Here is a 25966-nt window from a genome sequence, read left to right as displayed (position 1 = left end):
CTCGGTTTTCTCATCCAACCAGCGATAGTGAGAGAGAACTGTCTCGAGCTATTGCCTCAACTATCTCTCAGCCATGTTGATTTTGCCAGGCTCTAATGCCCTGTCTAGTTTCCGTACCGCCAATCTTCTTTCCCGTTTGCAAAGCATAGCGCCGGATATCGCCGGTGTCACCGCGCGCTACCAGCATTTTGTCGATGCCAGTGCTGCGCTCAGCGCTGCCGATACGGAGCGTTTGCAAGCCTTGCTGACCTACGGTGATCCTTATGCCGGACCAGAAACCGGTGAAATATTTGTTGTGATTCCCCGGGTAGGTACGATTTCTCCTTGGGCCAGTAAAGCAACTGATATCGCCAGAAACTGCGGCATGCAGCAAATACGGCGAATCGAAAGAGGGATCAGTTACTTTGTGCATATGAAGCACAGTTTGCTCGGAAAAGCGAAGTCACTCGATGCCCAGGCCCGTGTAGCGGTTGCCTTAGCCTTACATGACAGAATGACGGAGACAGTACTCGGTGATTTGCAGCAAGTGAATATGCTGTTCGGTGAGTTGGATGCAAAACTGTTGGAATCGATTGATGTACTCGGTGGTGGTAAGCAAGCGTTAATCAATGCAAATGCCGAGCTAGGTCTGGCATTATCGGACGATGAAATTGATTATCTGGTTGATGCATTTACATCTGCCAAACGTAATCCCACCGATGTCGAATTAATGATGTTTGCGCAAGCCAATAGCGAACATTGCCGCCACAAAATCTTCAATGCAGACTGGACCATAGACGGCGAAAAGCAAGACAAGTCTTTGTTCCAGATGATCAAAAATACCCACGAATTACACCCGCAAGGCACCGTTGTTGCGTACAGCGATAACTCCTCTATCATCGAGGGTGCATCTGTCACCCGTTTCTATCCTAAGAATAATACCTATCAGGCCAGTGAAGAACTCACGCATATCCTGATGAAGGTGGAAACCCACAATCACCCGACCGCCATTTCTCCTTTCCCGGGTGCCTCTACCGGTGCCGGTGGCGAAATCCGTGATGAAGGTGCGACTGGGCGTGGCGCTAAGCCTAAAGCAGGTTTGTGTGGCTTTACGGTATCCAATCTTGTGATCCCCGGTTCGGTACAGCCATGGGAAAACGCAGGTGATTGCAATACCGGTACAGCAAGCGCTGAGTTCTATGGCAAGCCAGATCGCATTGCTTCACCTTTGCAGATCATGATAGATGGACCTATCGGTGGTGCGGCATTCAATAATGAATTCGGACGTCCGAATCTGGGCGGCTATTTCCGCACCTACGAGCAGAATGTTGCTGGTACTGTGTATGGCTACCATAAGCCCATCATGATTGCGGGCGGTATCGGCAATATCTCTGCCAAACACACGCACAAAAATGATTTACCAGTCGGTAGCTTATTGATACAACTGGGTGGCCCAGGTATGCGTATCGGCATGGGTGGCAGTGCTGCGTCCTCGATGGCAACCGGTACCAATACCGCTGACCTGGATTTTGATTCGGTGCAGCGTGGCAATCCGGAAATGGAGCGTCGTGCTCAGGAAGTGATTAACTCTTGCTGGCAACTCGGTGATGAGAATCCTATCCTGTCTATCCATGACGTCGGTGCCGGTGGTTTGTCTAACGCCTTCCCGGAAATCACCAACGATGCCAAGCGCGGTGCATTGTTTGATTTGCGTAAAGTGCCGTTGGAAGAGAGTGGCCTGGCTCCAAAGGAAATCTGGAGTAATGAATCTCAGGAACGCTATGTACTCGCGATTTCACCTGAATCGCTGGCTGTGTTCCAGGCTTTCTGTGAACGTGAGCGCTGCCCGTTTGCGGTAGTTGGTACGGCGACCGAAGAGCGTCAGTTAAAGGTAATTGATCCTCTGCATGGCAATGCACCGGTCGACATGCCGATGAACGTATTGCTTGGCAAACCGCCCAAGATGCATCGTCAGGTAGAACGTCAGACTCAGACCTTGCAAGCGATAGACCTGACCGGTATCGAATTGGCTACTGCTGCAGAACGCGTGCTGAGCCTGCCTACTGTGGCCGATAAATCCTTCCTGATTACCATTGGTGACCGTACCGTCGGTGCGACCACGGTGCGTGACCAGATGGTCGGTCCTTGGCAGGTGCCGGTGGCTGACTGTGCAGTGACCACCATGAGTTTCGAAGGTTATCTGGGCGAAGCGATGTCTATGGGTGAGCGTACCCCGCTGGCCGTCATCAATGCCCCGGCATCAGGCCGTATGGCGGTGGGCGAGGCGATTACTAATATCGCTGCTGCACCGATTCAGGCTATCTCGGATATTAAATTGTCGGCTAACTGGATGGCCGCCTGCGGTCAACCGGGTCAGGATGCTGCGCTGTTTGATACGGTGAAAGCGGTAGGCATGGATGTTTGTCCTGCACTGGGCATCAGTATCCCGGTCGGTAAAGATTCCCTGTCTATGCGCACCACCTGGAGTGATGACGGTGCGGCCAAGTCAGTCACCTCGCCAGTGTCGCTGATTATTTCTGCCTTTGCTCCTGTCTACGATGTACGTCGTTCACTGACTCCACAATTGCAGCTCGATAAGGGCGATACCAGCCTGATTCTGATTGATTTGGGCCGTGGTAAAAATCGTCTGGGCGCGTCTGCCTTTGCGCAAGTCATGCAACGCATCGGTGATGAAGTGCCAGATCTGGACCAGCCGGAAGATCTGAAAGCTTTCTTTGCTGCGATTCAGACTCTGAATCGTGAAGATAAATTACTGGCCTACCATGACCGCTCTGACGGTGGTTTGTATGCCACCTTGTGCGAAATGGCATTCGCGGGTCGCGCTGGTTTGTCGGTGAATCTGGATATTCTGGCGATGGACGGCGGCCATGCGGCTGACCAGGGTGATGCGAAAAACTGGGCCGGCCAGATTCCTGAACGCAGAAATGAACTGACCCTGCGCGCTTTGTTCAATGAAGAGCTGGGGGCAGTGATACAAGTTCGTACTGAGCAGCGTTCAGAAGTAATGGATGTGCTGCGTGCGCATCAACTGGGTGCCTGCAGCCATATCATCGGCAAAGTGAATGCCGGAGACAGCATAGAGTTTACCCGTGATGTGAAGCAGATCTACGCTGCGAAGCGCAGCAGCCTGCATCAAATCTGGAGCAAAACCAGCTGGCAGATCGCCCGTTTGCGTGACAATCCGGCTTGTGCTGACGCTGAATATGCGCGCATTCTGGATGTCAATGATCCGGGGATGCAGCCACGTATCAGCTTTGATATGCAGGAAGATATTGCTGCTCCGTTTATCGCAACCGGTGTCCGTCCTAAGGTAGCTATCCTGCGTGAGCAAGGCGTGAATTCGCACATCGAAACGGCCTATGTGATGCACAAGGCTGGATTTGAAGCAGTCGACGTTCACATGAGTGATCTGATCGCTGGTCGCGCTAATTTGCAAGACTTTAAGGGCCTGATCGCTGTTGGTGGTTTCTCCTACGGTGACGTATTGGGTGCGGGTGAGGGCTGGGCGAAAACCATCCTGTTTAACCAAATGATGGCTGAGCAGTTCTCCGGCTTCTTCCATCGCGATGACACCTTTGGTCTGGGTATTTGTAATGGCTGTCAGATGATGAGTAATCTGAAATCCATCATCCCTGGTGCGCAGGCATGGCCTAAATTCACGCGTAATAAATCGGAGCAGTTTGAAGCCCGTTTTGCGATGGTGGAAGTGCTGGAGTCGCAATCGATTCTGTTTGCCGGTATGGCCGGTACACAGACGCCAATCGCAGTCGCGCATGGTGAGGGCTTTGCTGACTTTTCACAGACAGGCAATCAGAGCGAGGCAAGCGCCGCTCTGCGTTTTGTGAATAATGCAGGTCAGGCCACTGAGGCTTATCCTTACAATCCAAATGGCTCGCCAGACGGTATTACTGCGGTGACCAATCTGGACGGGCGCTTCACAGTGATGATGCCGCATCCTGAGCGCGTATTCCGCTCAGTGGTTCAATCCTGGGCACCAGAGTCCTGGGGCGAGGACACACCATGGATGCGCATGTTCCGCAATGCGCGTAAGTGGGTGGGCTGATCTGTTGTTCACTTCGATGTTCGCGTCGAATCAGCAATAAAAAAACCGGGTCAGCACCCGGTTTTTTTTGTTTGTTGATGCAAGGCCGTAACCCTCAAAAGTAGGACGCATCGAGATGTGCCGCAAAACCATGCTTATCGCGTATCAGATGTTCCCGATAATGGTGTAAGCGGACTGCAGACAGCGTTTCTGTTAAAGGGATACTTTTTGAAACTCTACTTTTGATCAAGCGCACCGTTGTCGCAAAATTGCAGTCCTCTTGAAGTAATTTGATCTCATAATGGAGGGGGGCGGTAATACTACCCAAGCATGAATGGTGAACTGATGGCGCTCTTTTACCACGTGAGCCGATATGCGAAATTCTGTGATGTATCTGATCTGTAAATGATTACGCGTTGGCTCAAGCTAATTGATCACAAAACATAGGTAGCACCCAGATGCAGGCTAGTCGATAACTCGGCATATTCAGCTGAACGACGTTCCATGCGGCGCATCGCGATGCGTACCACTTGTGCGGGTTACAGCCTTAAAAGAGATTCGGTTGCCATCGGGGGAGTGGTTGGCACACCTAAGTTGATGTTAGCCAGCCCGCCAATTTCTGAAAAGGCTTATACCCAGAAGATGACTATTTCAATCGCACACGCGAAAGAAAAATTACAGCTTAACGAAGGAGATATTCAAATGTGGTTTCCGGATACCCCAATATCAACAGTGGATCTACCTGTTATGTATTTAGCTGCTAACAAATTGTTGACAAATACTAGCTCTCCTAAATTTAAGTTTGGTGTCTGCCAAATAGTGTCGTCTGAATCGACAGACGTATATCCGATATTGAATGCGGGAGACTATGTGAGCCGGTATCTTGGAAAGAGCATGGATTTTAGTAATAATCCTGATGGGAGCTTGCGGAAAGACACAACTGTGCGTGTTATTAAACAACCAAAGCATGGTAGATTGGGGCAACCATTTCCAAATGAGAATCGGTTTATAAAATATGACTATAACTACATCCCGGACTTAAAAGAAGATTTTGTAGGAAACGATCAGTTTATAATTGATGTAAGCGCTGACGGAATTACGGTCAGAATTTATTACACTATGTCAGTGGATGTAGGACAACCATATCAACATTTGAACGAAAAAGGTGAAAAAGTTGTTGATGCCCACCGTTGTCCAAAAGAGCGGTGGAAAATCTCCTCGAACCTGCCAACGGGCACAGATGACTTCACCAACTGGCAAACCACAGCCAATCTAAACGCCATGCTAGCCAACGCCAGCGGGTCACTGACTAACTTCAGCGACCTGGCAGGTACAGCAGTAGGCCAAACCACAGGCACTGGCAACACCGCCCAAATCACCCTCGACACCAACGCCGCAGGCCACGGCTGGTTCATCGACAGCACGCCAGATCAAAACGACGAGTTCTTGCCAACCTCGAACCCGGATGTCTGGATCGCCAAAGCAGGCTCCGCCGCCGATGGCAAGATGGATATGCTCTCTGCGCTCTTGCATGAATATGGGGATGCTTTAGGAATAGAGCACAGCGGCGATGATGGAGATTTCATGGTCACCAGTTTGCAGCCGGGCGAGCGTCGTCTGCCTGGCTCAGAAGAATTGAGCTTGATGGCAATGTACCGACTCCGTCGCGCTGACTATGGTTGGGTCTTGAATGTCGATCAAACGCAATTGGCGTCAGGCGTTGAGCTTGCTGCCAGCCATGTTGGATCGGGTGGATTTTGTTGAAGAAATAGGTGTTTGGGTACCCAACAAAAAAGCAGAAATGATAGGGAGATACAAGGCGGTAAATCACATGAACAGAGTTTGTCGAGATCTACCCTAGCAGCGGATTGCACCTAAGCCCATTGTTCATTGGCGGTAGCGTTGAATGCTTGCTTGCCCTGATCGTTGATCAAGCAATTTTGAAAGCAAAAAAAAAGAGGCATCACTGCCTCTTTTTTTGTTGCTGAGTAAGCTGAGATCACTTCACAACTGCTTTTTTCAGCAGGGATTGCTGGTAAGCCTGTACTTTTTGTTGTTGCATACCACTGACGATTTGCTGTTTCAATTCTTCCAGGGATGGGAATTTGATTGGGCGTACGTCGTCAACTTTGATGATGTGGAAGCCAGCATCTGTCTTAACCGGTGCTTCTGTGAACTGACCTTTTTGCATGGCGCTCAGAGCCTGTGCGAAAGCAGGTGGGAAGCCAGCTGGTACTGCCCAATCCAGATCGCCACCGCGCGATGCAGAGCCAGTATCCTTAGACTGTTTTGCCAGTTCTTCAAATTTAGCGCCAGCTTTCAGTTTAGAGATGAGTGCTTTCGCGTCGTCTTCTTTTTCCGTCAGAATATGGTAGACATGGTATTCCTTGTCACCAGCCTGGGTTTTTGCTTTGTCGTATTCAGCTTGGATGTCAGCATCAGAGATAGGGCTTTTTTTCAGTTGCTCTATCATCAGGGCGCGGATGATCAGATCCTGGCGGGACATTTCCAACTGAGCGATGACATCAGCATTTTTGGTGATGCCAGACTTATCAGCTTCTTGCAGGAACACTTCACGTGCGATCAATTGTTCTTTGACGGCTGCGCGCAATTGTGGCGAATCCTGTTGACCTTGTGCTGTGAGTTGCTTGACAACTGCTTCGATGCGTGCTGCCGGGATTGCTTTGCCATTGACGGTGGCGAGGGTTTGAGCCATTGCTGGCACAGCTGTTGCGAGAAGTACTACCAGCAAATGAGCAGGTTTAAAAGTCATTGTCTGTTCCTAAAATAACAAATATTGAATTGGATTGATAAATGAACTGCTTAGGTCGGTATCTCTGACGGAGCAAGCGCGACTATCGCCAGCGCGTGAACTTCCGTATGCATCATATCGCCAACGGCATCATACACCAGACGATGACGGGATACGCGGTTTAAGCCCTCAAATTGCTGACAAATTATTTTGACACTGTAATGACTTCCACCACTGGCGGCGCCGGCATGGCCAGCGTGGGCAGCAGAGTCATCCTGCAAGTGACATTCGAGCGGCTGCAAAGTTTCGCTCAGTTTGAAACGGAGTTTTTCAAAACGTGTCATGCCTCGGTATCCTCGATGTATTTAGACAAAAACAGGCTTTGGCCTATGATAAAGGCGGGCATGATGCCGACCAGTGAAACCAGTTTAAATGTGGCCCAGGCAGAGGTGCTGAATTGTTGGGCGACAAACAGGTTGGCTAAGCCCATCAGTGTGAAATACGCGATCCAGACCAGACCCAGTCTGCTCCATACGGTTTCAGGCAATTGCACCTGCGCAGACATCGCCGCTTTAATCAGATTCTTTTTGAAAATGAGCTGGGACAGCAGTAATGCGCCGCCATAGCACCAGTACAGCACGGTGGGTTTGAGCTTGATGAAGGTTTCGCTGTGGAAGTAGATAGTCGCACCGCCAAACACCATGATAGTGATGAATGATACCCACAACATCGCATCGACTTTCACGCGTTTCAGCAGCAGGTAACTGATTTGCAAAACGGATGCCAGCAAGGTAATTGCCGTGGCAAAGATGACGGCCGCCACTTCTGCTGGTGCCTTGCCACCAGCGATAAAGCCAGACAGGAAATGCTGTACCCATTCCTGCGCCATGGCCGGGTTGCTTTCGCCCCATTTAAACGCGATAAAAAAAAGTAGAACCGGAAATACGTCAAAAAGAAATTTCATGCAATGCTCAGGGTAACGGATCAAAAGTTAAAGAAGCAGAGTTAATGCAATAGCGCAAACCTGTCGGTGGCGGACCATCCGGAAAAACATGACCCAGATGGGCGTCGCAGATGTTACACAAAATCTCAGTGCGCGTCATGCCAAAAGAGTGGTCTTTCTCTTCTCTCACATTGGCAGGGTTCAGCGCGCGGAAATAGCTGGGCCAGCCGCATCCCGAATCAAATTTAGCGTCTGATGCGAATAAGGGCGTCTGGCAGCAAACGCAGGTATAGATGCCAGCTTCATGGTGATCCCAGTATTTGCCGGTAAACGCACGTTCCGTCGCTGCGTGACGGGTGACCTCAAATTGCATGGGGTCGAGTAAGGCCTTCCATTCGGCTTCAGTTTTTTTGATTTTCATCGTAGTCCTCCTTGTTATTTGGTTCAGGCATTCGATTCAGGATGAGCAACTGACTTCCAGGTCTGCCGCCCAGTCCGGCGGCAGGGCGGCATAGTGTTCATGCTCAGGCTGCTCTTCAAATGGCGTTTGCAATACCTGCATCAGGCGTTGGATTTCTGAGAAATCCCCTTGTTGCGCCCGTTCTATCGCTTGTTGTGCCAGGTAATTACGTAGCACATACTTTGGGTTAGTCGCGAGCATAGCAGTTTTCCTTGCAGTGTCTGGCCGTGTTTCCGCAGCCAGGCGCTGGCGATAGCGTTGCAGCCAAAGTGCCAGTCCGGCGCGGTCTATGAACAGATCACTCAAGCTGTGATCGGCTTCGCTGGCTTGCTGATTCAGGTAGCTCAGTGCCCTGAAGCTATTGGTCATATCGGCATGATTAGCCTGCAATAACTGGAAGAAGTCGTCAATCAGGACTTTGTCCTCGGGTTGGCTGGATGCCAGTCCGAACTTGGCGTTGCTCAGTCTGGCCCAGTGTTGCTCAAAGCTTGAGCGGTAGCTGCTGAGGGCTTGCTCGGTCTGCTCAACCGAGCCTATCAGCGGCAGTAAAGCCTGACCCAACGCGTACACATTCCAATTGCCTATGCTGGGCTGATTGCGATAGGAATAGCGGCCCTGTTGGTCGGTATGGTTGCAAATATGGTTTTCATCAAAGGCTTCCATGAATCCGAAGGGCCCGTAATCGAGCGTCAGACCCAGTATCGACATATTGTCGGTATTCATCACGCCATGCATAAAGCCGACTGCCTGCCAGTGGGCGATCATTTCAGCAGTGCGCTCGCATACTTGTGTTAACAATGCCTGATACGGGTTCTCATGCTGCAGGCAGGCAGGGAAATAGCGCTGAATGACGAAGTCGGCCAGTTGTCGCAGCTCTTCAAATCTGCGTTGGTAATAAAAATGTTCAAATGAGCCAAACCGTATAAAGCTGCTTGCGGTGCGCGTGACGACAGCACTGGTTTCTGGCGTTTCGCGATAGACCATTTGTGCTGAACCTGTGAGGCAGAGTGCGCGTGAAGTCGGGATGCCTAATGCTGCCATCGCTTCTGAACATAAAAATTCACGTATTGAAGAACGTAACACGGCGCGTCCATCGCCTGAGCGCGAGTAGGGTGTTAGTCCAGCCCCTTTCAGCTGAATTTCTGTTTCTTGTCCTGCGCCGTCAGGTAAGGCTCCCAGCAGGATGGCGCGGCCATCGCCTAGTTGTCCGGCCCAGACCCCGAACTGATGCCCGGAATACACGGCGGCCAGTGGCTGCACCTGTACCGGTGTCTGATTACCGGAGAGCAGGGTGATGCTTTCTTCAGCTCGCATCAGCTCTTCTGTGATACCCAATTCCTGCGCCAGTCGGCTGCTATGCGCGATGTAGTAGGGGCGGGATAGTGGCGTTGCCTGTAGCCGCGTGAAAAAAGCATCGCCCAGTTGCGAGAACTGACTGTCTTGTAATTGTTCGCTGAGTGGGGTCATTTGATTTGGGTGGAGTGCGCTCATAGTGGCTGGTGCAGAAGTGAAGCGCGTATTGTGACAGACTCAGAAAAAACTGGCTGGCGTTCACCTGAAATGAAAAGCCCCCTGGCTGAGCAGGGGGCTGGAGCAGGCTGATGTCGCTGACAGATAAATCAGGCAGTCATCATTTCGCGTACTTTGCAACCATCGATCAGGAAGGACAGGCTGATCACGAGTACCAGTTCGCCTTCGGCCGAGCGTGCAGTTCCGGTAATGCCTGGTGTGGAAATACAGGTCAAAGGTTTAATCACCAGATCCGCTGTGCCATCCACCGCATCCACACTCAGGATGTAAGGATTTGGTGCGGCGATGACGATACCAACCCGTTCTGACGATGGGGTGTAACCCAGTATCCGTCCCAGCGATTTGACTGGCAATGGACGTCCCAGATCGCGCAATACCGGTTGTCCGCCTACGCTCTCAAAGGTCTCAGGCAGCTCGACCACACGCTGTACCGTTGCCATCGGCAAGGCCAGCGATGCGCCATCTGTTCTGACCAGCATGGTAGGAACGATAGACAATTCAATTGGCAGGCGGATCAGGAAGGTGGTGCCTTTACCCAGCTCGGAAGAAATCCGGATTGCACCACGATGCCGTTCAACTGCAGTCTTGACCACGTCCATGCCCACGCCGCGCCCGGAAACGCTGGAAGCGACTTCCTTGGTGGAGAAACCTGGCAGGAAGACCAGCTGAAAGGCTTCATCGTCAGTGCGCGCATCGTGAGAATTGATGAGACCTTTGGAGATCGCCTTTTCACGCAAGCGCTGCGCATCCATCCCTTTGCCATCGTCAGATACTTCTATCATGACGCTGCTGGCTTCTTGCCAGGCTTTCAGGGAGATCGTAGCGCGTGGCGATTTGTTGGCGCGCAGACGTTCTTCTGAGGTCTCGATACCGTGATCCAACGCATTACGCAGCATATGCACCAGCGGATCATACAAGCTGTCGACCACGACACGATCAACTTCGGTTTCGGCACCCGTGATGTTCAGGTCTACATCTTTACCCAAGTCACGCGCCAGTTCACGCACCAGGCGTGGGAACTTCTGGAACAGACGTCCAACTGGCTGCATGCGCGTGGCCAGCGTTGCGCGTTGTAACTCGGTTGAGTAGCGCGAAGCGCGTGTCAGCGTCTCGGTCAGCGCCGACATGATCGGTGCTGCCTGACCATCAAATTTAAACTGCGCTAATTTTTCCAACAATACGGCAGCCTGATTCGCAGCCTGTACTGATTCACCGGCGACTTCAAGCAAGACGTTCAGCTTGACCGCATCAATACGGATGCTTTCTTCTTTTGCCGGTGCGTTTTGCTTGATGTCTGCTGCCGACAGCGAAGTTTTGATCGCCTCGGCTTCTTCTTTAATGGAAGCGGGTGGTGCAGCTGTCTCGCTTGCAGCAACTGGCACGGCGGCGGCTTCCGGCAGGGTGCCAGGCGGTGTCACAGCACGGTAGTAAGAATCCCAGTCTGGTTCACCATTCGCACTGGCAGCCGCTGAAGAGCTTGCTGGCGCTGATGCCACTGCTGCCGGGGCGGCTGCCGCAACTGGTACTGCTGCTGGCTTGGCAGGCTCGGCCTTTTTGCTGTTCGCACCACCTTCTATGGCATCGGTCAGCATTTTTTCCAAAGCCTTGGGCATGGTTGAAAGCTGTTCCGGCGGGGTGCCATTATTCAGTGCTGTGAGCTGATCTGCCACGAAGCCGCTGGCTTCCAGCGCAGCTTCAATCGCTTCTGGCGTAACTGCTGCCTGCCCGGTACGCAGAGCGTCAAACAGATTTTCAGTCAGATGGCAGGCGGATACCATCGCGGTCAGGTTCATGAATCCAGCGCCACCTTTGATGGTGTGGAATGAACGGAACACTGCATTCAGTGTGTTCATGTCGCCGGGATTACGCTCGAGTGAAAGCAGATGTTCTTCTACATTTGTTGCGAGGTCGAGCGCCTCAACAACAAATTCTTTGAGCATGTCATCCATTAGAATCCCAGGCTATCAAGAAGATTGTCGACGTCATCCTGTTCCAGTGCTGCGTTAGGAACAGATGGTCCCTCCATCAATTCAACGGCTTTCTCTTTCAGGTCAGAAGGTGCGTTGTCGAGCAGAATCTGCGCCAGTTCACGTTCGACCGCTTTGTTAATGGCAACCACTTTTTTGATCAGCTGACCAGTCAGATCCTGGAAGTCCTGCGCCATCATGATATCGAGCAGGCGCGCTTTTTCTGCATCAGTTGAAGCAAGGACGGTGTTGGCGAATTCTTTAGAATCGGATGCCAGACTCTTGAACTCTTCTACACTCATTTTTCCTTCGAACAGATCAGTCCAGCGCTTATCCATGGATTTGGCCTTCTTAGCCAGCTCATCCTGTTCCGGCATGCCAAGGTCAGTTGCATTGAGCACTTTGTTTGCTGCCTGCTCGGTCAGTGTCGCCACATATTCAAGGCGATCCTGGGCATCAGCTACCTGGATGGCTACGTCAGATAATGAGCGGTCGTAACCCAGTTGTCGCATGGAGTCATGTAGCATTCTGACCACATTGCCCAGCCGGTCAAACATAGGGCGGCTGGCATCCTCTTCAGAACTGCGCAAATTTAACTTGGCAGGCTGTTCGCTGACTTGCAGTGTGGCTGGTGCGGCGGATTCTTCTTCCTGCGGGGCAACTGATGCAGCCGGAGCGGCGTCGCTGTCCTGGCGCTGGTTCGCCATTTCTTCAAATAGGGCTTCCAGATCGTCTGCTGAGTCGGTCATTTATTTATTCTCCATAATCGCTGTGACTTTTGTGCAATTTTTCCACAAATATCATGGGCTGGTATTAATTTCTGGCAAAAGGAAAGCAAACTGAGGTCGCCATGATCTTGTATTGGGTTGGAGTCATTATTAGTCCTTATCGAATTCAATAAGCATGGCGTTCAAGCAAAATAATCTCCACATCATAGTAGCAGGAGTTTATGACAGAGTAACCTACAGCAACAAAAATTATCGTGCTTTTGTTGAATAAATACAGTTCAGTTGAGATTTTCCAACCGACTTTGCAGATATTGCTCGGGAGTTTCGATAGAAAACAGCCCCATTTTGCGTATGCGTTTGGCTAATTTAAGTAATGCTTTGTCTTTGGTGATCAGAATTCCTGCAGCGCCGTCGCGCGCCGATTCGAGAAATTTCTGGTCATCTTTATCCTTGCAGACCGGCAGTGTGATCAGTGGTGCACTATCTGCTTCAATGATGTGGATGTGGTGGTCAAATGCTGCATGGACGGATGCGCGCGTTTCATCGGTGATCGGTAAATGGGGGTAGCGCAATACCGCCAGCCATTCGTCCTTGCATTCTTGCTTTGCAATCGCCTGTACCCTGTGTGACGCCAAATCATCCAGCAAATGTTGCCAGCGTGGATCGCGAAATACAAACAGGTCCAGACAGACGTTGGTGTCAATTACGATGCGCTTAGGTATTATGTCGCTCATTTTCTTAATTCAATAAAATTTATGTTGATCGTATTATCGCCTGCAAAGAGTCTGGACTTCGAAAAAAAAGCACCTGTCGTAACGATGACTGAGCCGGTATTACTGGATCAGGCCGGAATGTTGATTGATCGTATGCGTGAAGTGTCGGCTTTGGAGTTGCAGCAGTTGATGGCGATTTCCCCGGCGCTGGCAGAGTTGAATGTGCAACGCTTCCGTGACTGGCAGGCGCAGCCAGATCGGGAGCGTATCAAGCAGGCTGCGTTTGCATTTAATGGCGATGTGTATGATGGTTTATCTGCCTCCACCTTGCCTTTAAAGAGCATGGATTATCTGCAGTCGCATGTTCGAATCTTATCCGGCTTGTATGGCGTGTTAAGGCCTTTCGATGCATTGCAGCCATATCGCTTGGAAATGGGGACTGCTCTGCAGAATCTGCGTGGCCGGAATCTGTATGCGTTCTGGGGTGATCGTGTCAGTCAGCAGATCAATCTTCAGCTGTCGCAACTCAAGCTAAAGACGGTGCTTAATCTCGCGTCTGAAGAGTATTTTAAAGTGATAAAAAATAAGGCTTTACAGGCAGAGGTGCTGACGCCAGTGTTTCAGGACTGGAAGTCGGGGCAGTATAAAGTGATTTCTTTTTTCGCCAAGCGTGCTCGTGGTTTGATGGCGCGCTATTGCATTGAACATGGCATTCAGGATGCTATCGCTTTACGCGGCTTTGATCTGGACGGCTATCGTTTTATTGAGGAAGAGTCTACGCCATCGCGCCTGCTGTTCCGGCGTAAGCGCGATGAGTAAGCTGTCAGGACGGTCAAGTCACCTGGTCCGGTACTGAAATAAAAACGGCCAGCTGTGTCGCTGGCCGTTTTTATTTGCTTACCTGGTGCTGAATTACCAGAATTTCCACCATGCCGCACGGTTTTTTGCATTACCGGTCAGGTAGGCACTTTGTGGGAAGTTCTTCAGGAAGACACGATTGGCATCGTCACGCAGGTCCGTCATGCCTAAAGAATCGTAGGATTTCACCAGAATAAACATCGCTTCCTCGATGGCAGGCGCGTCCGGATACTCAGTAATAGCTGATTGAGCGCGGTTTGCTGCAGCCAGATAGGCGCCACGGCGGTTGTAGTAGCGCGCAACGTGCACGTCATACTGCGCGAGGGCATTGACCAGATACTTCATGCGCGACAAGGCGTCCGGTGTGTATTTGCTGTCCGGGAATTGCGTGACTAACTGTTTGAATGCATCAAACGAGTCGCGCGAAGCTTTAGGGTCGCGTTCTGTGATGTCCTGATTTGCCAGGAAATTCAGTAAGCCTAACTGATCGTTGAAGGTAATCAAGCCACGCAGGTAGTACATGTAGTCGAGATTGGCGTGATTCGGGTGCAGCTTGATAAAGCGCTCTACCGCAGCTAATGCCTGAGCCTGATCGCCTTGTTTGTAATAGGCGTAGGCAGTATCCATCTGTGCCTGCTGCGCGTAAGTACCGAAAGGGAAGCGGGATTCCAGCTTTTCAAAGTACTGAATTGCTTTTTCATACGAGCCACTTGCCATTTCATCTTTGGCTTCAGCGTATAATTTTGCTGCTGACCAGGTTTTGGTCTCGTCACTCTTATCACCCAAGGTACCGCATCCACTGACAGCCAACGATGTGGCGAGCGCCAGAACCAGCATTTTCAAAGATTTTATGTGCATAAATTTGTGCATGAGCAGGAAAACAATTTACGGATTATAGCCGATGGCAAAAAATGTGAAACAAACTACGACAGTCATTTTGACAGATTCTTCGCTTAATTCCTCTTTTATTGAGGCGATTGAGCTCGAAAATGATGATGAACTGTCTGCTGAGCCGGATGCGGTCGCTGAAACGATAGAACTCAAGCTGACTTCAGATGCATGCGGCGAACGCTTGGACAAGACCATCTCCAAACTGGTTCCTGAATATTCCAGAAGTCGCATCCAGCAGTGGATAGAGTCGGGTTTTGTCAGTGTCGATGGAAAGCCAGGCAAAACAAAGATGACCATGTTGGGCGACGAAAAAATCCTCATTCATCCACAAGCCGCTCCTGACGAGCACGCATACTCACCTGAAGCGATTGATCTGGATGTGGTGTACGAAGACGATGCCCTGATCGTGATTAACAAGCCGGCGGGAATGGTGGTACATCCTGCCGCCGGGAATTGGTCAGGTACTTTGCTCAATGCCTTGCTATATCGCTGGCCGCAACTCGCAGGTGTGCCACGCGCTGGTATCGTGCATCGACTTGATAAAGATACCTCAGGCTTGATGGTAGTCGCAAAAACACTCATCGCGCATACTGATCTGGTGCGTCAATTGCAAGAGCGCACGGTGAAGCGCGAATACTATGCGCTGGTATGGGGTACGCCGAATCTGTCAGGCACAGTCGATGCCGCGATGGCGAGGCACCCGCGTGACCGTATCAAGATGGCGGTTTCAAAAAGCATCGTCGCCAAACCAGCCATTACCCATTATCAGCGGATTGGCGTTGGCATGCTGGAGAAGTTTCCAGTCAGTCTGGTTGCATGTCAGCTCGAGACCGGACGCACGCATCAGATTCGGGTTCATATGCAGTCTCTGGGCTTTGCGCTGGTTGGTGATCCTTTGTATGGCAAACAGCATCTGGCCAGATTCTTTTCCAGGCAGGCATTGCAGGCTCGTCGCCTGGGTCTGATTCATCCTGTCACTGGAGAAAACTGTGAATGGCAAGTCAAAATTGCTGAAGATTTCTCTGCGTTACTGACGCAGGCTGGTGTCTCAGCGCCGGAGTAAAAAAGTATGGATATCCTGCGCAATCATCAGATTATTCCTGACTGGGCAGGATTGCCTGCTCACATCAAGGCATTCAGTACGACACGGCATGGTGGTGTCAGTCAGGGTGTTTATGGTGACTCTGTTGGCCGCGGCGGGTTGAATCTGGGCGACCATGTTGGTGACCAGCTCCACGATGTGATTGAGAACAGAAAACGTATTTCTGGTCATTTTTCATCTGATGTCATATTTCTATCACAAGTTCATGGCATTATTGTTGCTGAGGCGGAATTGTTGCGGCCAGGTATGCAGGCCGATGCGGTCATTGCAACGACAAAGGGTCAGGTTTGTGCTGTTATGACCGCGGATTGTCTGCCAGTCTTGTTTTGCGACAAGGCTGGTACGGTCGTTGCTGCGGCTCATGCGGGATGGCGTGGCTTGGCAAGTGGCATATTGGAAAAAACCGTTGTTGCGATGCGGCAGAAAGGTGCTGGCGATATTTCAGCCTGGCTGGGGCCTGCAATTGGTCCCCGTGCATTTGAGGTGGGTCAAGAGGTGGTTGACACATTTACTTTTAAAAATGATCATGCTATACATTGCTTCAATGAAATTTCTTCCAGCGCTGCTGAACGCAAGTATCTGGCAGATATCTATGCACTTGCTCGTCTGGAGTTAGAACGGTGTGGAGTCAGTCAGGTTGCTGGTGGGCAGTGGTGCACGGTTGAAGACGCTGATAATTTTTATTCTTACCGGCGCGATGGTGTGACCGGGCGTATGGGGAGTTTTATTTCTATCGTTTAAGTGCTCAAGGGGGTGTTGTTACTCAGAATGGAATTCGGTATCTTTTTTGTGCTCTGCAGAAATTCTTTGCTGCATTGCAGCTATTCTTTGCGCCTTAGTGTGCTTGCGTTGTGATGAGCGCATCAGGTATAAAAGGATAGAAAGGGGGACAACGCAGTACATGATGAAGGTCATGATGCCAGCGACGATAGAAGTCTCCGTCATCGCCATCAGAAGAACGACGTAAATCCAGGCAATAGAAATGATGTTGAGCACTGTGTTGTATCCGGAAGCTAAAAATTTTTTTGTCGAACATTACCCGAAAATCAGGAGTCACGCATGAAGACCTTTGATCCTCAAGCTATGTACTCCGAATGGATGTCACAGCTAGCGAACCAAAAACCTTGGCAGGAGTGGGTGAAGCCTGCGAATTCATTGACAGATCTGCCTGTCATGGATGTTCTGAAAGAAGCCGGCGCAAAGATAGATCCTGCGTTATTCACCAAGTTGCAAACCCAGTATATGCAAGAATTCGGACAGTTGTGGCAAGATTTTACGCTGTCTAAGCTTCCTACATTAAACGACCGGCGTTTCTCAGCTGCGGGCTGGCAAAACCACGCAATGCATGCGTACAGTGCCGCCAGTTACTTACTCAATGCACGCTTTCTGCTGGCCTTATCCGAAGCAGTAGATGCCAATCCTAAGACTAAACAGAAAATCAATTTTGCTGTGCAGCAAATGATTGATGCCATGTCACCTGCCAATTTCCTGGTGACGAATCCGGAAGCGCAAACCAAACTGATAGAAAGCAAAGGCGAGAGTCTGGCTAAAGGAATCAGCCAGATGTTGGCTGATATGCAGAAAGGGCGCATCTCACAGACTGATGAGTCAGCATTTGAAGTGGGTAAAAATGTTGCGACTACGGAAGGAACAGTCGTCTTTGAAAATCGCCTGTTTCAGTTGATACAGTACACGCCGCTGACTAAGACGGTTCATCAGCGTCCTTTGTTGATGGTGCCGCCATGCATCAATAAATTTTACATACTTGATCTTCAGCCTGAGAACTCCGTGGTGCGTTACGCCGTCGAGCAAGGGCATACCGTGTTCCTGGTGTCCTGGGCGAATCCGGATGAACATCTGGATCAGGTCACTTGGGATGACTATATCGAAGAGGGTGCTATCAAGGCCTTGGAAGTCGCGTGTGCGATCAGTAAGCAGCCTCAGGTTAATGCTTTCGGTTTTTGCGTTGGCGGAACGATAGTCTCGACTGCGCTTGCAGTACTGGCAGCACGTGGGGAGCATCCGGCCAGCAGTCTGACATTACTGACGACCTTGCTGGACTTTTCAGATACAGGCGTGCTGGATGTGTTCGTTGACGAAATGCAGGTCGCGATGCGTGAGCAGACTATAGGCAAGAAAGGACTGTTGCCTGGACGTGACCTCGCCAGCACTTTCTCCAGCCTGCGTGCAAATGATCTGGTCTGGAATTATGTGCAGTCGAATTACCTTAAAGGTGAGGCACCGCCGCCATTTGATTTGTTGTACTGGAATTCCGACAGTACCAACTTGCCAGGCCCAATGTTTTGCTGGTATTTGCGCAATACCTACCTTGAAAACAAATTGAAAGTGCCAAATGCATTGAAAGTTGCTGGCGAGCAGGTGGATTTGGGTCTGATCGATGCACCTTGCTTTATTTATGGTTCGAGGGATGATCATATCGTGCCATGGCAGGCAGCCTTCGCCTCTTTGGCCTTACTCAATCCGGCACACCGCGAGCGCAACCTATTTGTGCTGGGCGCCTCGGGTCATATCGCAGGTGTGGTGAATCCTCCTGCTAAAAAGAAACGCAGTTATTGGTTGAATGATGATCGTCAGCAAACAGCCTCAGATGCTTGGTTGGCCGGGGCGTCGGAACATGCCGGAAGTTGGTGGCCAGTCTGGTCTGAGTTCCTGTCTGAACATGGCGGCAAGATGGTCAAAGCACCGGCTCAGCCCGGCAATACGCAATTTAAAGCAGTTGAGGCAGCGCCGGGACGTTATGTCAAAGTCAGGGCAGCTTAGTTAAGTGCTTGTTTGAGAATTACATTTATTCAGGAGAACAAAAATGACAAAACGTGTTGCGTATGTAACTGGTGGTATGGGTGGAATCGGTACCTCAATTTGCCGTCGTCTGTGCCGCGAAGGTTTTACTGTGGTAGCAGGATGCGGACCAAATTCTCAGCGCCGTGAAAAATGGCTGGCTGATATGCGAGCTGAAGGCCTTGATATTCATGCATCAGAAGGTAATGTGTCTGACTGGGACTCCACCAAGGCAGCGTTTGATTTGGTGAAAGCAGAAATCGGTGAGATTGATGTTTTGGTCAATAACGCCGGTATCACCCGCGATGGTCAGTTCCGTAAGATGAGTAAAGCAGATTGGGATGCCGTGATGGACACCAACCTGAACTCTCTGTTCAATGTCACAAAACAAGTGATCGAGGGCATGGTCGATCGCGGTTGGGGCCGTATCATCAATATTTCTTCGGTCAATGGCCAAAAAGGGCAGTTTGGTCAAACCAATTACTCGACAGCAAAAGCAGGTATTCATGGCTTCTCGATGGCGCTGGCGCAGGAAGTGGCGACCAAAGGGGTGACAGTCAATACGGTATCGCCGGGTTATGTTGGTACCGATATGGTGCGCGCAATTCGTCCGGACGTACTGGAAAAAATCGTTAACGGTATTCCGGTTAAACGTCTGGCTGAACCAGAAGAAATTGCTTCTATCGTGGCCTGGATTGCGTCTGACGAAGGTGGTTATGCGACTGGTTCAGACTTCTCCATCAATGGTGGCTTGCATATGGGCTAAGCAGTTTGCGGTGTCTCCATTGAAGTTGTTGTGGTGACACCGCAGTATTTGCACATATTTCTGCAAGTGAATTGTTGCAATGCGGTAAAATAAGTCGTGCTGACTTTGCACCGTCGGTTGTAGAGCAAACTGGTGTTTTAACACCGGTTTGTTCTGAACAGTAATATTATATTTTTACAAGAATCATAATTTTAGGGGACAAACAGAGTGGGCTGCGATGTGGCGACTACTCTGCTTGCTGAGTCAAATCCGGTCTCGTAACAGATGCCCGGAAGTCGTTTTATTACTTGAGATTTCAATGAACAGCGCAAAAAAAACCACGCAGCACCTGATCAAGAAATACCCTAACCGTCGTTTGTATGACACGCAAACCAGTAGCTACATTACCTTGGTGGATGTAAAACAGTTTGTATTGGAAAACGATGATTTTGCAGTTGTTGATGCAAAAACCGGTGAGGATTTAACCCGCAGCATACTCTTGCAGATTATTTTGGAAGAGGAGGCCGGTGGTCAGCCTATGTTCTCCAGTGCCGTGCTGTCGCAGATTATCCGTTATTACGGTCATGCTATGCAGGGCATGATGGGATCGTATCTGGAAAAGAACGTACAGGCTTTTATCGATATTCAGAATAAGCTGGCTGAAAATTCCAAAGGTATATACGAAGGTAAGCCTTTCAGCCCGGAAATGTGGACCCAGTTCATGAATGTGCAGGGCCCGATGATGCAAGGAATGATGGGCAACTATATTGAGCAAAGCAAACACCTGTTCATCCAGATGCAGGAGCAGATGCAGAGCCAGGCTAAGAATATGTTTAATGCATTTCCGTTCAATCCTGAAGATCAGAATAAAAAATAATGCGCCTGAGTCAGCTGTTAAGCTGCTGATTTTTCAGGAAAAACAGCGTCTGAACGGGTAAATGAATGCGGTAACAGGTACAATAGCGGATTCGCTCTTGTACCTTTTTTGTTTTTAAAGCATTTATGTCTATCACTGAAATCCGTCGTCAGGACGCCGCGTCCAGCCCTAAAGTGGGCTTTGTTAGTCTGGGTTGCCCAAAAGCTTTGGTCGATTCTGAACAGATACTTACTCAATTGCGTGCTGAGGGCTACGATACCGCGAAGTCCTATGACGGTGCCGATCTCGTGATCGTAAATACCTGTGGCTTTATCGATGCTGCAGTTCAGGAGTCCCTGGATGCGATCGGTGAGGCACTGGCTGAGAATGGCAAAGTCATCGTTACCGGTTGTCTGGGCGCCAAAAAGGACGCAGATGGCAAGGATATGATTCAGTCTATCCATCCTAAGGTATTGGAAGTTACTGGCCCACACGCTGTGGGCGAAGTGATGGCTGCTGTCCACAAGCATTTGCCTAAACCCCATGAGCCTTTTATCGATTTAGTGCCTGCTCAGGGCGTAAAGCTCACACCTAAGCATTTTGCATATCTGAAGATTTCTGAAGGCTGTAACCACCGTTGTAGTTTCTGTATTATCCCTTCTATGCGCGGCGATCTGGTCTCGCGACCTATTGCTGACGTGATGCTGGAGGCGGAAAACCTGTTCAAGGCGGGCGTGAAAGAATTGCTGGTGATTTCTCAAGACACCAGCGCGTATGGCGTGGATGTGAAATTCCGTACTGGCTTCTGGAATGGCAAACCGGTTAAAACCCACATGACCCAGTTGGTAGAGGCATTGGGTGAATTGGCTAAACAATATGATGCCTGGGTACGCCTGCATTATGTGTATCCTTACCCACATGTGGATCAGATCATTCCATTCATGAATAATGGTCATGTTTTGCCTTACCTGGACGTGCCTTTACAACATGCCCATCCCGATGTGCTCAAGCGCATGAAGCGTCCGGCCAGTGGTGAAAAAAATATTGAACGCATCAAAGCCTGGCGTGAGATGTGCCCTGAAATCACCATACGCTCGACCTTCATCGCCGGTTTCCCAGGTGAAACTGAAGAAGAGTTTGAATATTTGCTGGATTTCCTGAAAGAAGCGCAAATCGACCGCCTCGGCTGTTTTGCTTATTCGCCAGTGGAAGGTGCGACTGCGAATGAAATCGCGGATCAGTTGCCGGATGAAGTGCGTGAAGACCGTCGCCGTCGCGTGATGGAATTGCAGGAAGAAATCTCCAAACAACGCTTGCAAGCGAAAGTTGGTAAGACGGTGCGGGTTTTGATCGATGCGCTGGATCGTAGCGGTGGTATCGGCCGTAGCGCAGCCGATGCGCCGGAAATTGATGGCGTGGTCTATGTGAAGCCACCATTTGAACCGCATCGTAAATTGAAAGTCGGCGAATTTGTGGATGTACGCATTACTGCCGCAGATGCGCATGATTTATGGGGTGAAGCGGTTTGATGATGCGGGGCGTATCAGTCAAATTTGTGCGTCGTTTTTGCGTACGCCTGAGTCTGGGCATTGGCCTCAGTCTCAGCGCATACGCGCTGCAAGCACAGGCTGCGGTGACTGAATCTGCTCCGGCCAGCGCTACCGTACAGCATCCTGTACTCAAGCATGCCGTGGAATTTAGCGGCATGCTGGGCAAGCAAGCCGTGCATGTCTTTCTGCGTCCCAAGAAGGATGAAATTGATGGGCTGGAAGGATATTACACCCTGACTACCAGCGGCAAGACACCGCCCAAACGCATACTGCTGGCTGGTGAGCTCGCTGGTGATCGCATCAGCCTGGAAGAATCGCAAGACGGCACGGAAGTGTCGGGGCAATGGGATGCTGAGCTCAAAGCAGGGCAATTGACAGGAAGCTGGCTGTCCGCCGATGGCAATACCAGTATGGAGTTCACACTCAAGTTACGCAGTCCGCGGATGCTTCGGCAAGCTATAGCTAAATAGTTTTAGCTTGATTTTATTGCTGATTTTTTTGCAATAATCCTGTTTCTTTAAAATATCCTCGTTTTCCTTATAGTTTTCGCCAATATTGCCGTAACTCCAGATCATGGTGGTCATTTGGAGCTTATGATGCACATTCTCACCTCCCAGGTGGCGCTCGCCACCACCCAGTCTTCCAGTCGCACAGAAGTAGTGGTAGGGCGCAACGGTGCCAGCTTCAGTGCGCAGGCTACGCAAAGTCAACAGACGTTTGCCGCATCCACGGTTCAGATTTCCGAATCAGCTCAACAACTTGCGCAAGCTGAGGCAGGCGGAGCAGGCGCGGCAGCGTTGAGCAGTTCTGCGCTGGACCCGCATTTGCAGACCATGATTGCGTTGTTGCGTGAAATGTTTGGGCAGGAAGTGAATTTGCTCCAGCCCATGCAGGCGGTAGGAGCACAACACTCCGGCTCCAGTCAAGGCTCGCAGGCTTCCCCTGGTGTTCGTCAGCGGATAGAAACGGTTGCCATCCGGGAGACGACGAGTTTGCAATTTGAAGCCAGCGGTCAGGTGCAGACCGCAGATCACCAGACGATACAATTCCAGTTTTCTTTTGCATTGCAGACTGAAACCGAGTTGGTCAGGACAGTCCGGACACGTGCTGAAGCTGGTATGCGAGATCCGCTGGTGCTGAATTTTTCAGGAAATTCGGTCAGCCTGAATGGCCAAAAATTAAATCTGGATTTATTCAATGATGGTCAGCAAAGAGCGATACCTATGCTGAATAACGGCGCATATTTGGCACGTCGTCAGTATCCTGAGGACGAGATCAGGCAGGGTTCGCAGTTATTTGGCCCGGCGACTGGCGATGGTTTCGCGGAACTGGCTAAGCTTGATGCGGATCATAATCAGTGGATAGATGCTGCTGATCCTGTGTTTGCTGAGTTGGGCTTACTGTCTTCCGGTCCGCAAGGAAAGTCGCAATTTACGAGTTTGCGGGAGGCGGGAGTAGGGGCTTTATATCTCGGTCAGGTCGCAACTGAAAAACTGCTGACGACGCCGGACCAAAAGCTGGCGGGCAAGTTAGGCGCCACTGGTCTGTGGCTGGGAGAGCATGGTCAGGTTGGTAGTATGCAGCATATCGATTTGCTGGTTTGATGTCGGGTTGGTCCGCAGTGCTTGAGGCACCGCGTGGCATCGCTGAGCCCTGGCCAATACTGCACCGGGACTGACTAGCTTATTTGCCAGGTACGTACCAAAGCATAGGGTCGTTCAGAGGTACGTTTTTCGGCAACGTGGGATTTTCCAATCGGATCAGACGCCGGTTCTTCAGGTTCAGACTATCAATTGCCGTTTTATGATATTTGAGGAAGATGGCGTCCAGACTGCCATCTTTTTGCATGATATTTAAACCTGTAGTAATTCGCTCTCTGAGTTCTTTATCCTGGTGATTAAAGAAGAAATAATAAGGAAATGGATAATACAGCAGCAGATTCTTTTCTATCGTCAGTTCGGGATGATCATGGCGATTAAGCTCCATCTCCCCAAGAATTTCACCTATCCCCCTGGGAAATGCGTCAAAGCGCTGTGCTTCCAGCATTTTAAATAGTTGTCCATATTGCGCCTGGACTACTGGTATATGATGGAAATCATAAATCTGATTATCCACCCAGCCCACTCCCTGACCAAACTTCAGGCCTGTGAGGTCCGCCAAATTTTGTACGCGATCAAATTTTGCCTGCTGATCTTTGCGTATCATGAGTACGCGATAGCCGAGCAGGCCCTTACGTAATGGAATGCGGATAGGCGTAAATTCTTGCTCCAGTGCCTCAGTGCTGGGACTCCATACGATGTTAACTCTTCGTTCTTTTTGTGCCAGCTCCATCAGATATCGCTTTTTTGGCATAGCAATGGCACTGGGTTGACATACGTAGTCACCAAAACGGTAGCGGGTTTTTTCCAGCGCAGTGATTAAAACTTCGATCACATCGTTATAGCGCGGGTCATTCGGTGTTTCGCCGGCAGGGTAGATCACTTTCGTGATGGCTGAAGCACTCCCTGTGTAGGTGGCGAACCAGAGGCCAAGCAGGATAGCGGTATAGGTTCGCAGAAAAAAATGATACATACACGAAGGCTAGAGTGAAATGTGCTGGCAATGAGGGAAAGGCTTAAGGATGTTGGATGTCAATATCATCTTTCTCAAAAGTTGGTTGGCAATTGCCCCAGGATATGAACCAAAGAATTGATCATTTTAAGCGGAAATCACCTACACTAGGTTTAAAAAAGAACAGCCATTTAACAATTAGAAATGTATTTGCCTGATGAAGGCAGTTTGCCAGTCAGTTTTCTGGCGCAGATCCGTAATGCCCGGATTTCTCCGGCTAGCAAATTATGAAAACAGGAGGCTTAATATGCGTGATCAAGATCATCTGGGAATCCATACCCGGTTGGTGCATAGCGAATACCAGGCACCACAGGGATTTTCTGCATTTTCCTGCGGGATACACCATGCGTCCACGGTGTTGTTTAAAGACGTAGCAGCGATGCGGGCCCGCAGTTGGCAGGAAAAGACTTCGTATACCTATGGCCTGCATGGTACGCCGACCAGTTTTACACTGGAGGCGAAGCTCGCCGAAATTGAAAATGCCAAGCATTGCATCCTGGTACCCAGCGGTTTGGCCGCGATCAGTCTGGTCAATTTCAGTTTTTTGAAGCAGGGCGATGATGTGCTGATGCCAGGCAACGTGTATGGGCCGAATCGCGACCTTGGAATCTGGATGCACAAGCAATACGGCGTGATGGCCAGGTTCTACGATCCACTAATTGGTGCCGGAATCTCGGATTTAATACGTGATAACACGCGCCTGATCTGGGTCGAGGCACCAGGTTCTGTGTCTATGGAAGTGCCTGATGTGCCGGCAATTTGCGCTGCTGCGCATGCACGTGGCGTGCTGGTTGCACTGGATAATACCTGGTCGGCTGGTCTGGTTTTTCCTGCGTTTGAACTTGGTGTCGACATCGTGATGCAGGCCCTGACCAAATTCCAGAGTGGTGGCTCCGATGTATTGATGGGTGCGGTGTTGACGCGCGATGATGCTTTGTACCAAAGACTGCAGACGACACATATGCGGCTGGGTTTTGGTGTCGGTATGGATGATGTCTATTTGGTGTTACGCAATTTACCCAGTATGAAATTACGTTTCGATGCGCATGATCGCAGTGCGCGTGAGTTAGCCAGCTGCTTGCAAGCACGACCGGAAATTCGCAAAGTATTACATCCGGCTTTGCCGTCCTGTCCCGGGCATGAAATATGGAAACGTGATTTCCAGGGGGCGGCAGGTTTGTTTTCAGTGCTGTTCGATACGCGTTACAGTGAAGAGCAGACCGACCGTTTCGTCAATAGCCTGAAGCTGTTTGGTATTGGCTTTAGCTGGGGTGGAGCGCATAGCCTGTGTATTCCATATCGCATAGAACAGATGCGGGATCGTTGGAAAGAGAAGGGGAATTTAGTCCGCTTTTATGTCGGGCTGGAAGATACTCAGGACCTGATCGCTGATGTGGAACAGGCCCTGGCGCAGTTGTAA

23 protein-coding genes are annotated in these 25966 nt (G+C 50.3%); 12 read left to right on the top strand and 11 right to left on the bottom strand.

The genetic code is table 11. From position 1 onward, the window contains the following. Positions 1–73 precede the first annotated feature (73 nt). Complete coding sequence (gene purL / locus EYB48_RS13435; protein WP_162020882.1) at positions 74–4063, top strand: phosphoribosylformylglycinamidine synthase; 3990 nt, start codon at positions 74–76, stop codon at positions 4061–4063. A gap of 498 nt (positions 4064–4561) precedes the next feature. Beyond that, entirely contained in the window at positions 4562–5806 is a 1245-nt protein-coding gene (locus EYB48_RS13430; RefSeq protein ID WP_162020881.1) for a zinc metalloprotease, read from the top strand. A 235-nt stretch (positions 5807–6041) separates the two neighbouring features. On the opposite strand, the gene EYB48_RS13425 is transcribed toward EYB48_RS13430, so the two are convergent. The 8 genes from EYB48_RS13425 to EYB48_RS13390 all read right to left on the bottom strand — a co-directional run bounded on the left by EYB48_RS13425 (position 6042) and on the right by EYB48_RS13390 (position 13156). Continuing rightward, positions 6042–6815 carry a peptidylprolyl isomerase gene (locus tag EYB48_RS13425; protein WP_162020880.1) on the bottom strand — a complete coding sequence of 258 codons (774 nt, stop codon included), beginning with the start codon at positions 6813–6815 and terminating at the stop codon, positions 6042–6044. 50 nt (positions 6816–6865) lie between these two features. Beyond that, positions 6866–7138: a BolA family protein gene (locus EYB48_RS13420; protein ID WP_162020879.1), complete on the bottom strand. Its 273-nt coding sequence runs from the start codon at positions 7136–7138 to the stop codon at positions 6866–6868. Further along, positions 7135–7758: a septation protein A gene (locus tag EYB48_RS13415; RefSeq protein WP_162020878.1), complete on the bottom strand. Its 624-nt coding sequence runs from the start codon at positions 7756–7758 to the stop codon at positions 7135–7137. Before EYB48_RS13415 ends, EYB48_RS13420 begins: the two co-directional genes overlap by 4 nt. Before the next feature lie 7 nt (positions 7759–7765). Further along, the gene (gene msrB, locus EYB48_RS13410) at positions 7766–8158 is read right to left on the bottom strand and encodes a peptide-methionine (R)-S-oxide reductase MsrB (protein ID WP_162020877.1); all 393 of its coding nucleotides are present in this window, start codon (positions 8156–8158) and stop codon (positions 7766–7768) included. A gap of 36 nt (positions 8159–8194) precedes the next feature. Further along, positions 8195–9688 (bottom strand): protein adenylyltransferase SelO, encoded by a 1494-nt coding sequence (locus tag EYB48_RS13405; RefSeq protein ID WP_235935130.1) that lies wholly within the window; start codon positions 9686–9688, stop codon positions 8195–8197. 128 nt (positions 9689–9816) lie between these two features. Further along, positions 9817–11676, bottom strand: coding sequence for a chemotaxis protein CheA (locus EYB48_RS13400; protein WP_162020876.1), 1860 nt, complete (start codon positions 11674–11676; stop codon positions 9817–9819). Further along, positions 11676–12443, bottom strand: a complete 768-nt coding sequence (locus EYB48_RS13395; protein ID WP_162020875.1) for a protein phosphatase CheZ — start codon at positions 12441–12443, stop codon at positions 11676–11678. The genes EYB48_RS13400 and EYB48_RS13395 overlap by 1 nt, the downstream gene beginning before the upstream one ends. A 257-nt stretch (positions 12444–12700) precedes the next feature. Further along, entirely contained in the window at positions 12701–13156 is a 456-nt protein-coding gene (locus EYB48_RS13390) for a putative toxin-antitoxin system toxin component, PIN family (protein ID WP_162020874.1), read from the bottom strand. A gap of 21 nt (positions 13157–13177) precedes the next feature. Between EYB48_RS13390 and yaaA the strand changes: the two genes are divergently transcribed. Beyond that, positions 13178–13954 (top strand): peroxide stress protein YaaA, encoded by a 777-nt coding sequence (yaaA, locus tag EYB48_RS13385; RefSeq protein WP_162020873.1) that lies wholly within the window; start codon positions 13178–13180, stop codon positions 13952–13954. 93 nt (positions 13955–14047) lie between these two features. Here yaaA and EYB48_RS13380 read toward each other — a convergent pair whose 3' ends face one another. Then, positions 14048–14851 carry an outer membrane protein assembly factor BamD gene (locus EYB48_RS13380; RefSeq protein WP_235935128.1) on the bottom strand — a complete coding sequence of 268 codons (804 nt, stop codon included), beginning with the start codon at positions 14849–14851 and terminating at the stop codon, positions 14048–14050. Positions 14852–14894: 43 nt separating this feature from the next. Here EYB48_RS13380 and EYB48_RS13375 point away from each other — a divergent pair, with 43 nt between their 5' ends. Together EYB48_RS13375 and pgeF are read left to right on the top strand one after the other, a co-directional pair. Continuing rightward, positions 14895–15947 carry an RluA family pseudouridine synthase gene (locus tag EYB48_RS13375; protein ID WP_162020871.1) on the top strand — a complete coding sequence of 351 codons (1053 nt, stop codon included), beginning with the start codon at positions 14895–14897 and terminating at the stop codon, positions 15945–15947. 6 nt (positions 15948–15953) lie between these two features. Beyond that, positions 15954–16727, top strand: coding sequence for a peptidoglycan editing factor PgeF (pgeF, locus tag EYB48_RS13370; RefSeq protein WP_162020870.1), 774 nt, complete (start codon positions 15954–15956; stop codon positions 16725–16727). Between the two features lie 18 nt (positions 16728–16745). On the opposite strand, the gene EYB48_RS13365 is transcribed toward pgeF, so the two are convergent. Further along, positions 16746–16982, bottom strand: a complete 237-nt coding sequence (locus tag EYB48_RS13365) for a hypothetical protein (RefSeq protein WP_328823403.1) — start codon at positions 16980–16982, stop codon at positions 16746–16748. A gap of 63 nt (positions 16983–17045) precedes the next feature. On the opposite strand from EYB48_RS13365, the gene phaC reads away from it, so the two are divergent. The 6 genes from phaC to EYB48_RS13335 all read left to right on the top strand — a co-directional run bounded on the left by phaC (position 17046) and on the right by EYB48_RS13335 (position 23540). Next, positions 17046–18767 carry a class I poly(R)-hydroxyalkanoic acid synthase gene (gene phaC, locus EYB48_RS13360; protein WP_162020869.1) on the top strand — a complete coding sequence of 574 codons (1722 nt, stop codon included), beginning with the start codon at positions 17046–17048 and terminating at the stop codon, positions 18765–18767. A gap of 43 nt (positions 18768–18810) precedes the next feature. Then, positions 18811–19551: a 3-ketoacyl-ACP reductase gene (locus EYB48_RS13355; RefSeq protein WP_162020868.1), complete on the top strand. Its 741-nt coding sequence runs from the start codon at positions 18811–18813 to the stop codon at positions 19549–19551. A gap of 298 nt (positions 19552–19849) precedes the next feature. After that, on the top strand, positions 19850–20407 hold the full coding sequence (phaR, locus tag EYB48_RS13350) for a polyhydroxyalkanoate synthesis repressor PhaR (RefSeq protein ID WP_162020867.1): 558 nt from the start codon (positions 19850–19852) through the stop codon (positions 20405–20407). Between the two features lie 125 nt (positions 20408–20532). Continuing rightward, positions 20533–21915 (top strand): 30S ribosomal protein S12 methylthiotransferase RimO, encoded by a 1383-nt coding sequence (gene rimO / locus EYB48_RS13345; RefSeq protein ID WP_162020866.1) that lies wholly within the window; start codon positions 20533–20535, stop codon positions 21913–21915. Continuing rightward, positions 21915–22406 (top strand): hypothetical protein, encoded by a 492-nt coding sequence (locus EYB48_RS13340; RefSeq protein ID WP_162020865.1) that lies wholly within the window; start codon positions 21915–21917, stop codon positions 22404–22406. Before rimO ends, EYB48_RS13340 begins: the two co-directional genes overlap by 1 nt. Before the next feature lie 123 nt (positions 22407–22529). After that, positions 22530–23540: a hypothetical protein gene (locus EYB48_RS13335; RefSeq protein ID WP_162020864.1), complete on the top strand. Its 1011-nt coding sequence runs from the start codon at positions 22530–22532 to the stop codon at positions 23538–23540. Between the two features lie 79 nt (positions 23541–23619). Here the strand turns inward: EYB48_RS13335 and EYB48_RS13330 are convergent, their stop codons facing one another. Continuing rightward, on the bottom strand, positions 23620–24507 hold the full coding sequence (locus tag EYB48_RS13330; protein ID WP_162020863.1) for a type 2 periplasmic-binding domain-containing protein: 888 nt from the start codon (positions 24505–24507) through the stop codon (positions 23620–23622). 286 nt (positions 24508–24793) lie between these two features. On the opposite strand from EYB48_RS13330, the gene EYB48_RS13325 reads away from it, so the two are divergent. Beyond that, the gene (locus EYB48_RS13325; RefSeq protein WP_162020862.1) at positions 24794–25966 is read left to right on the top strand and encodes a cystathionine beta-lyase; all 1173 of its coding nucleotides are present in this window, start codon (positions 24794–24796) and stop codon (positions 25964–25966) included.

Source organism: Cognatundibacterium crateris (assembly GCF_010078235.1).
Classification (GTDB): domain Bacteria; phylum Pseudomonadota; class Gammaproteobacteria; order Burkholderiales; family Burkholderiaceae_D; genus Undibacterium; species Undibacterium crateris.
Note: the sequence above shows the minus strand (reverse complement) of the source record. Positions and strands in the feature narration are given on the sequence as shown.

Coding starts and splice junctions, on each gene's coding strand:
- msrB (WP_162020877.1), bottom strand. CDS start 8,158: ATGAAAATCAAAAAAACTGAAGCCGAATGGAAGGCCTTACTCGACCCC.
- EYB48_RS13375 (WP_162020871.1), top strand. CDS start 14,895: ATGGCAAAAAATGTGAAACAAACTACGACAGTCATTTTGACAGATTCT.
- phaR (WP_162020867.1), top strand. CDS start 19,850: ATGAACAGCGCAAAAAAAACCACGCAGCACCTGATCAAGAAATACCCT.
- EYB48_RS13395 (WP_162020875.1), bottom strand. CDS start 12,443: ATGACCGACTCAGCAGACGATCTGGAAGCCCTATTTGAAGAAATGGCG.
- phaC (WP_162020869.1), top strand. CDS start 17,046: ATGAAGACCTTTGATCCTCAAGCTATGTACTCCGAATGGATGTCACAG.
- EYB48_RS13380 (WP_235935128.1), bottom strand. CDS start 14,851: ATGCACATAAAATCTTTGAAAATGCTGGTTCTGGCGCTCGCCACATCG.
- EYB48_RS13425 (WP_162020880.1), bottom strand. CDS start 6,815: ATGACTTTTAAACCTGCTCATTTGCTGGTAGTACTTCTCGCAACAGCT.
- EYB48_RS13420 (WP_162020879.1), bottom strand. CDS start 7,138: ATGACACGTTTTGAAAAACTCCGTTTCAAACTGAGCGAAACTTTGCAG.
- yaaA (WP_162020873.1), top strand. CDS start 13,178: ATGTTGATCGTATTATCGCCTGCAAAGAGTCTGGACTTCGAAAAAAAA.
- EYB48_RS13390 (WP_162020874.1), bottom strand. CDS start 13,156: ATGAGCGACATAATACCTAAGCGCATCGTAATTGACACCAACGTCTGT.
- EYB48_RS13430 (WP_162020881.1), top strand. CDS start 4,562: ATGCGTACCACTTGTGCGGGTTACAGCCTTAAAAGAGATTCGGTTGCC.
- pgeF (WP_162020870.1), top strand. CDS start 15,954: ATGGATATCCTGCGCAATCATCAGATTATTCCTGACTGGGCAGGATTG.
- EYB48_RS13325 (WP_162020862.1), top strand. CDS start 24,794: ATGCGTGATCAAGATCATCTGGGAATCCATACCCGGTTGGTGCATAGC.
- EYB48_RS13405 (WP_235935130.1), bottom strand. CDS start 9,688: ATGAGCGCACTCCACCCAAATCAAATGACCCCACTCAGCGAACAATTA.
- rimO (WP_162020866.1), top strand. CDS start 20,533: ATGTCTATCACTGAAATCCGTCGTCAGGACGCCGCGTCCAGCCCTAAA.
- EYB48_RS13415 (WP_162020878.1), bottom strand. CDS start 7,758: ATGAAATTTCTTTTTGACGTATTTCCGGTTCTACTTTTTTTTATCGCG.
- EYB48_RS13330 (WP_162020863.1), bottom strand. CDS start 24,507: ATGTATCATTTTTTTCTGCGAACCTATACCGCTATCCTGCTTGGCCTC.
- EYB48_RS13400 (WP_162020876.1), bottom strand. CDS start 11,676: ATGGATGACATGCTCAAAGAATTTGTTGTTGAGGCGCTCGACCTCGCA.
- EYB48_RS13355 (WP_162020868.1), top strand. CDS start 18,811: ATGACAAAACGTGTTGCGTATGTAACTGGTGGTATGGGTGGAATCGGT.
- EYB48_RS13340 (WP_162020865.1), top strand. CDS start 21,915: ATGATGCGGGGCGTATCAGTCAAATTTGTGCGTCGTTTTTGCGTACGC.
- EYB48_RS13335 (WP_162020864.1), top strand. CDS start 22,530: ATGATGCACATTCTCACCTCCCAGGTGGCGCTCGCCACCACCCAGTCT.
- purL (WP_162020882.1), top strand. CDS start 74: ATGTTGATTTTGCCAGGCTCTAATGCCCTGTCTAGTTTCCGTACCGCC.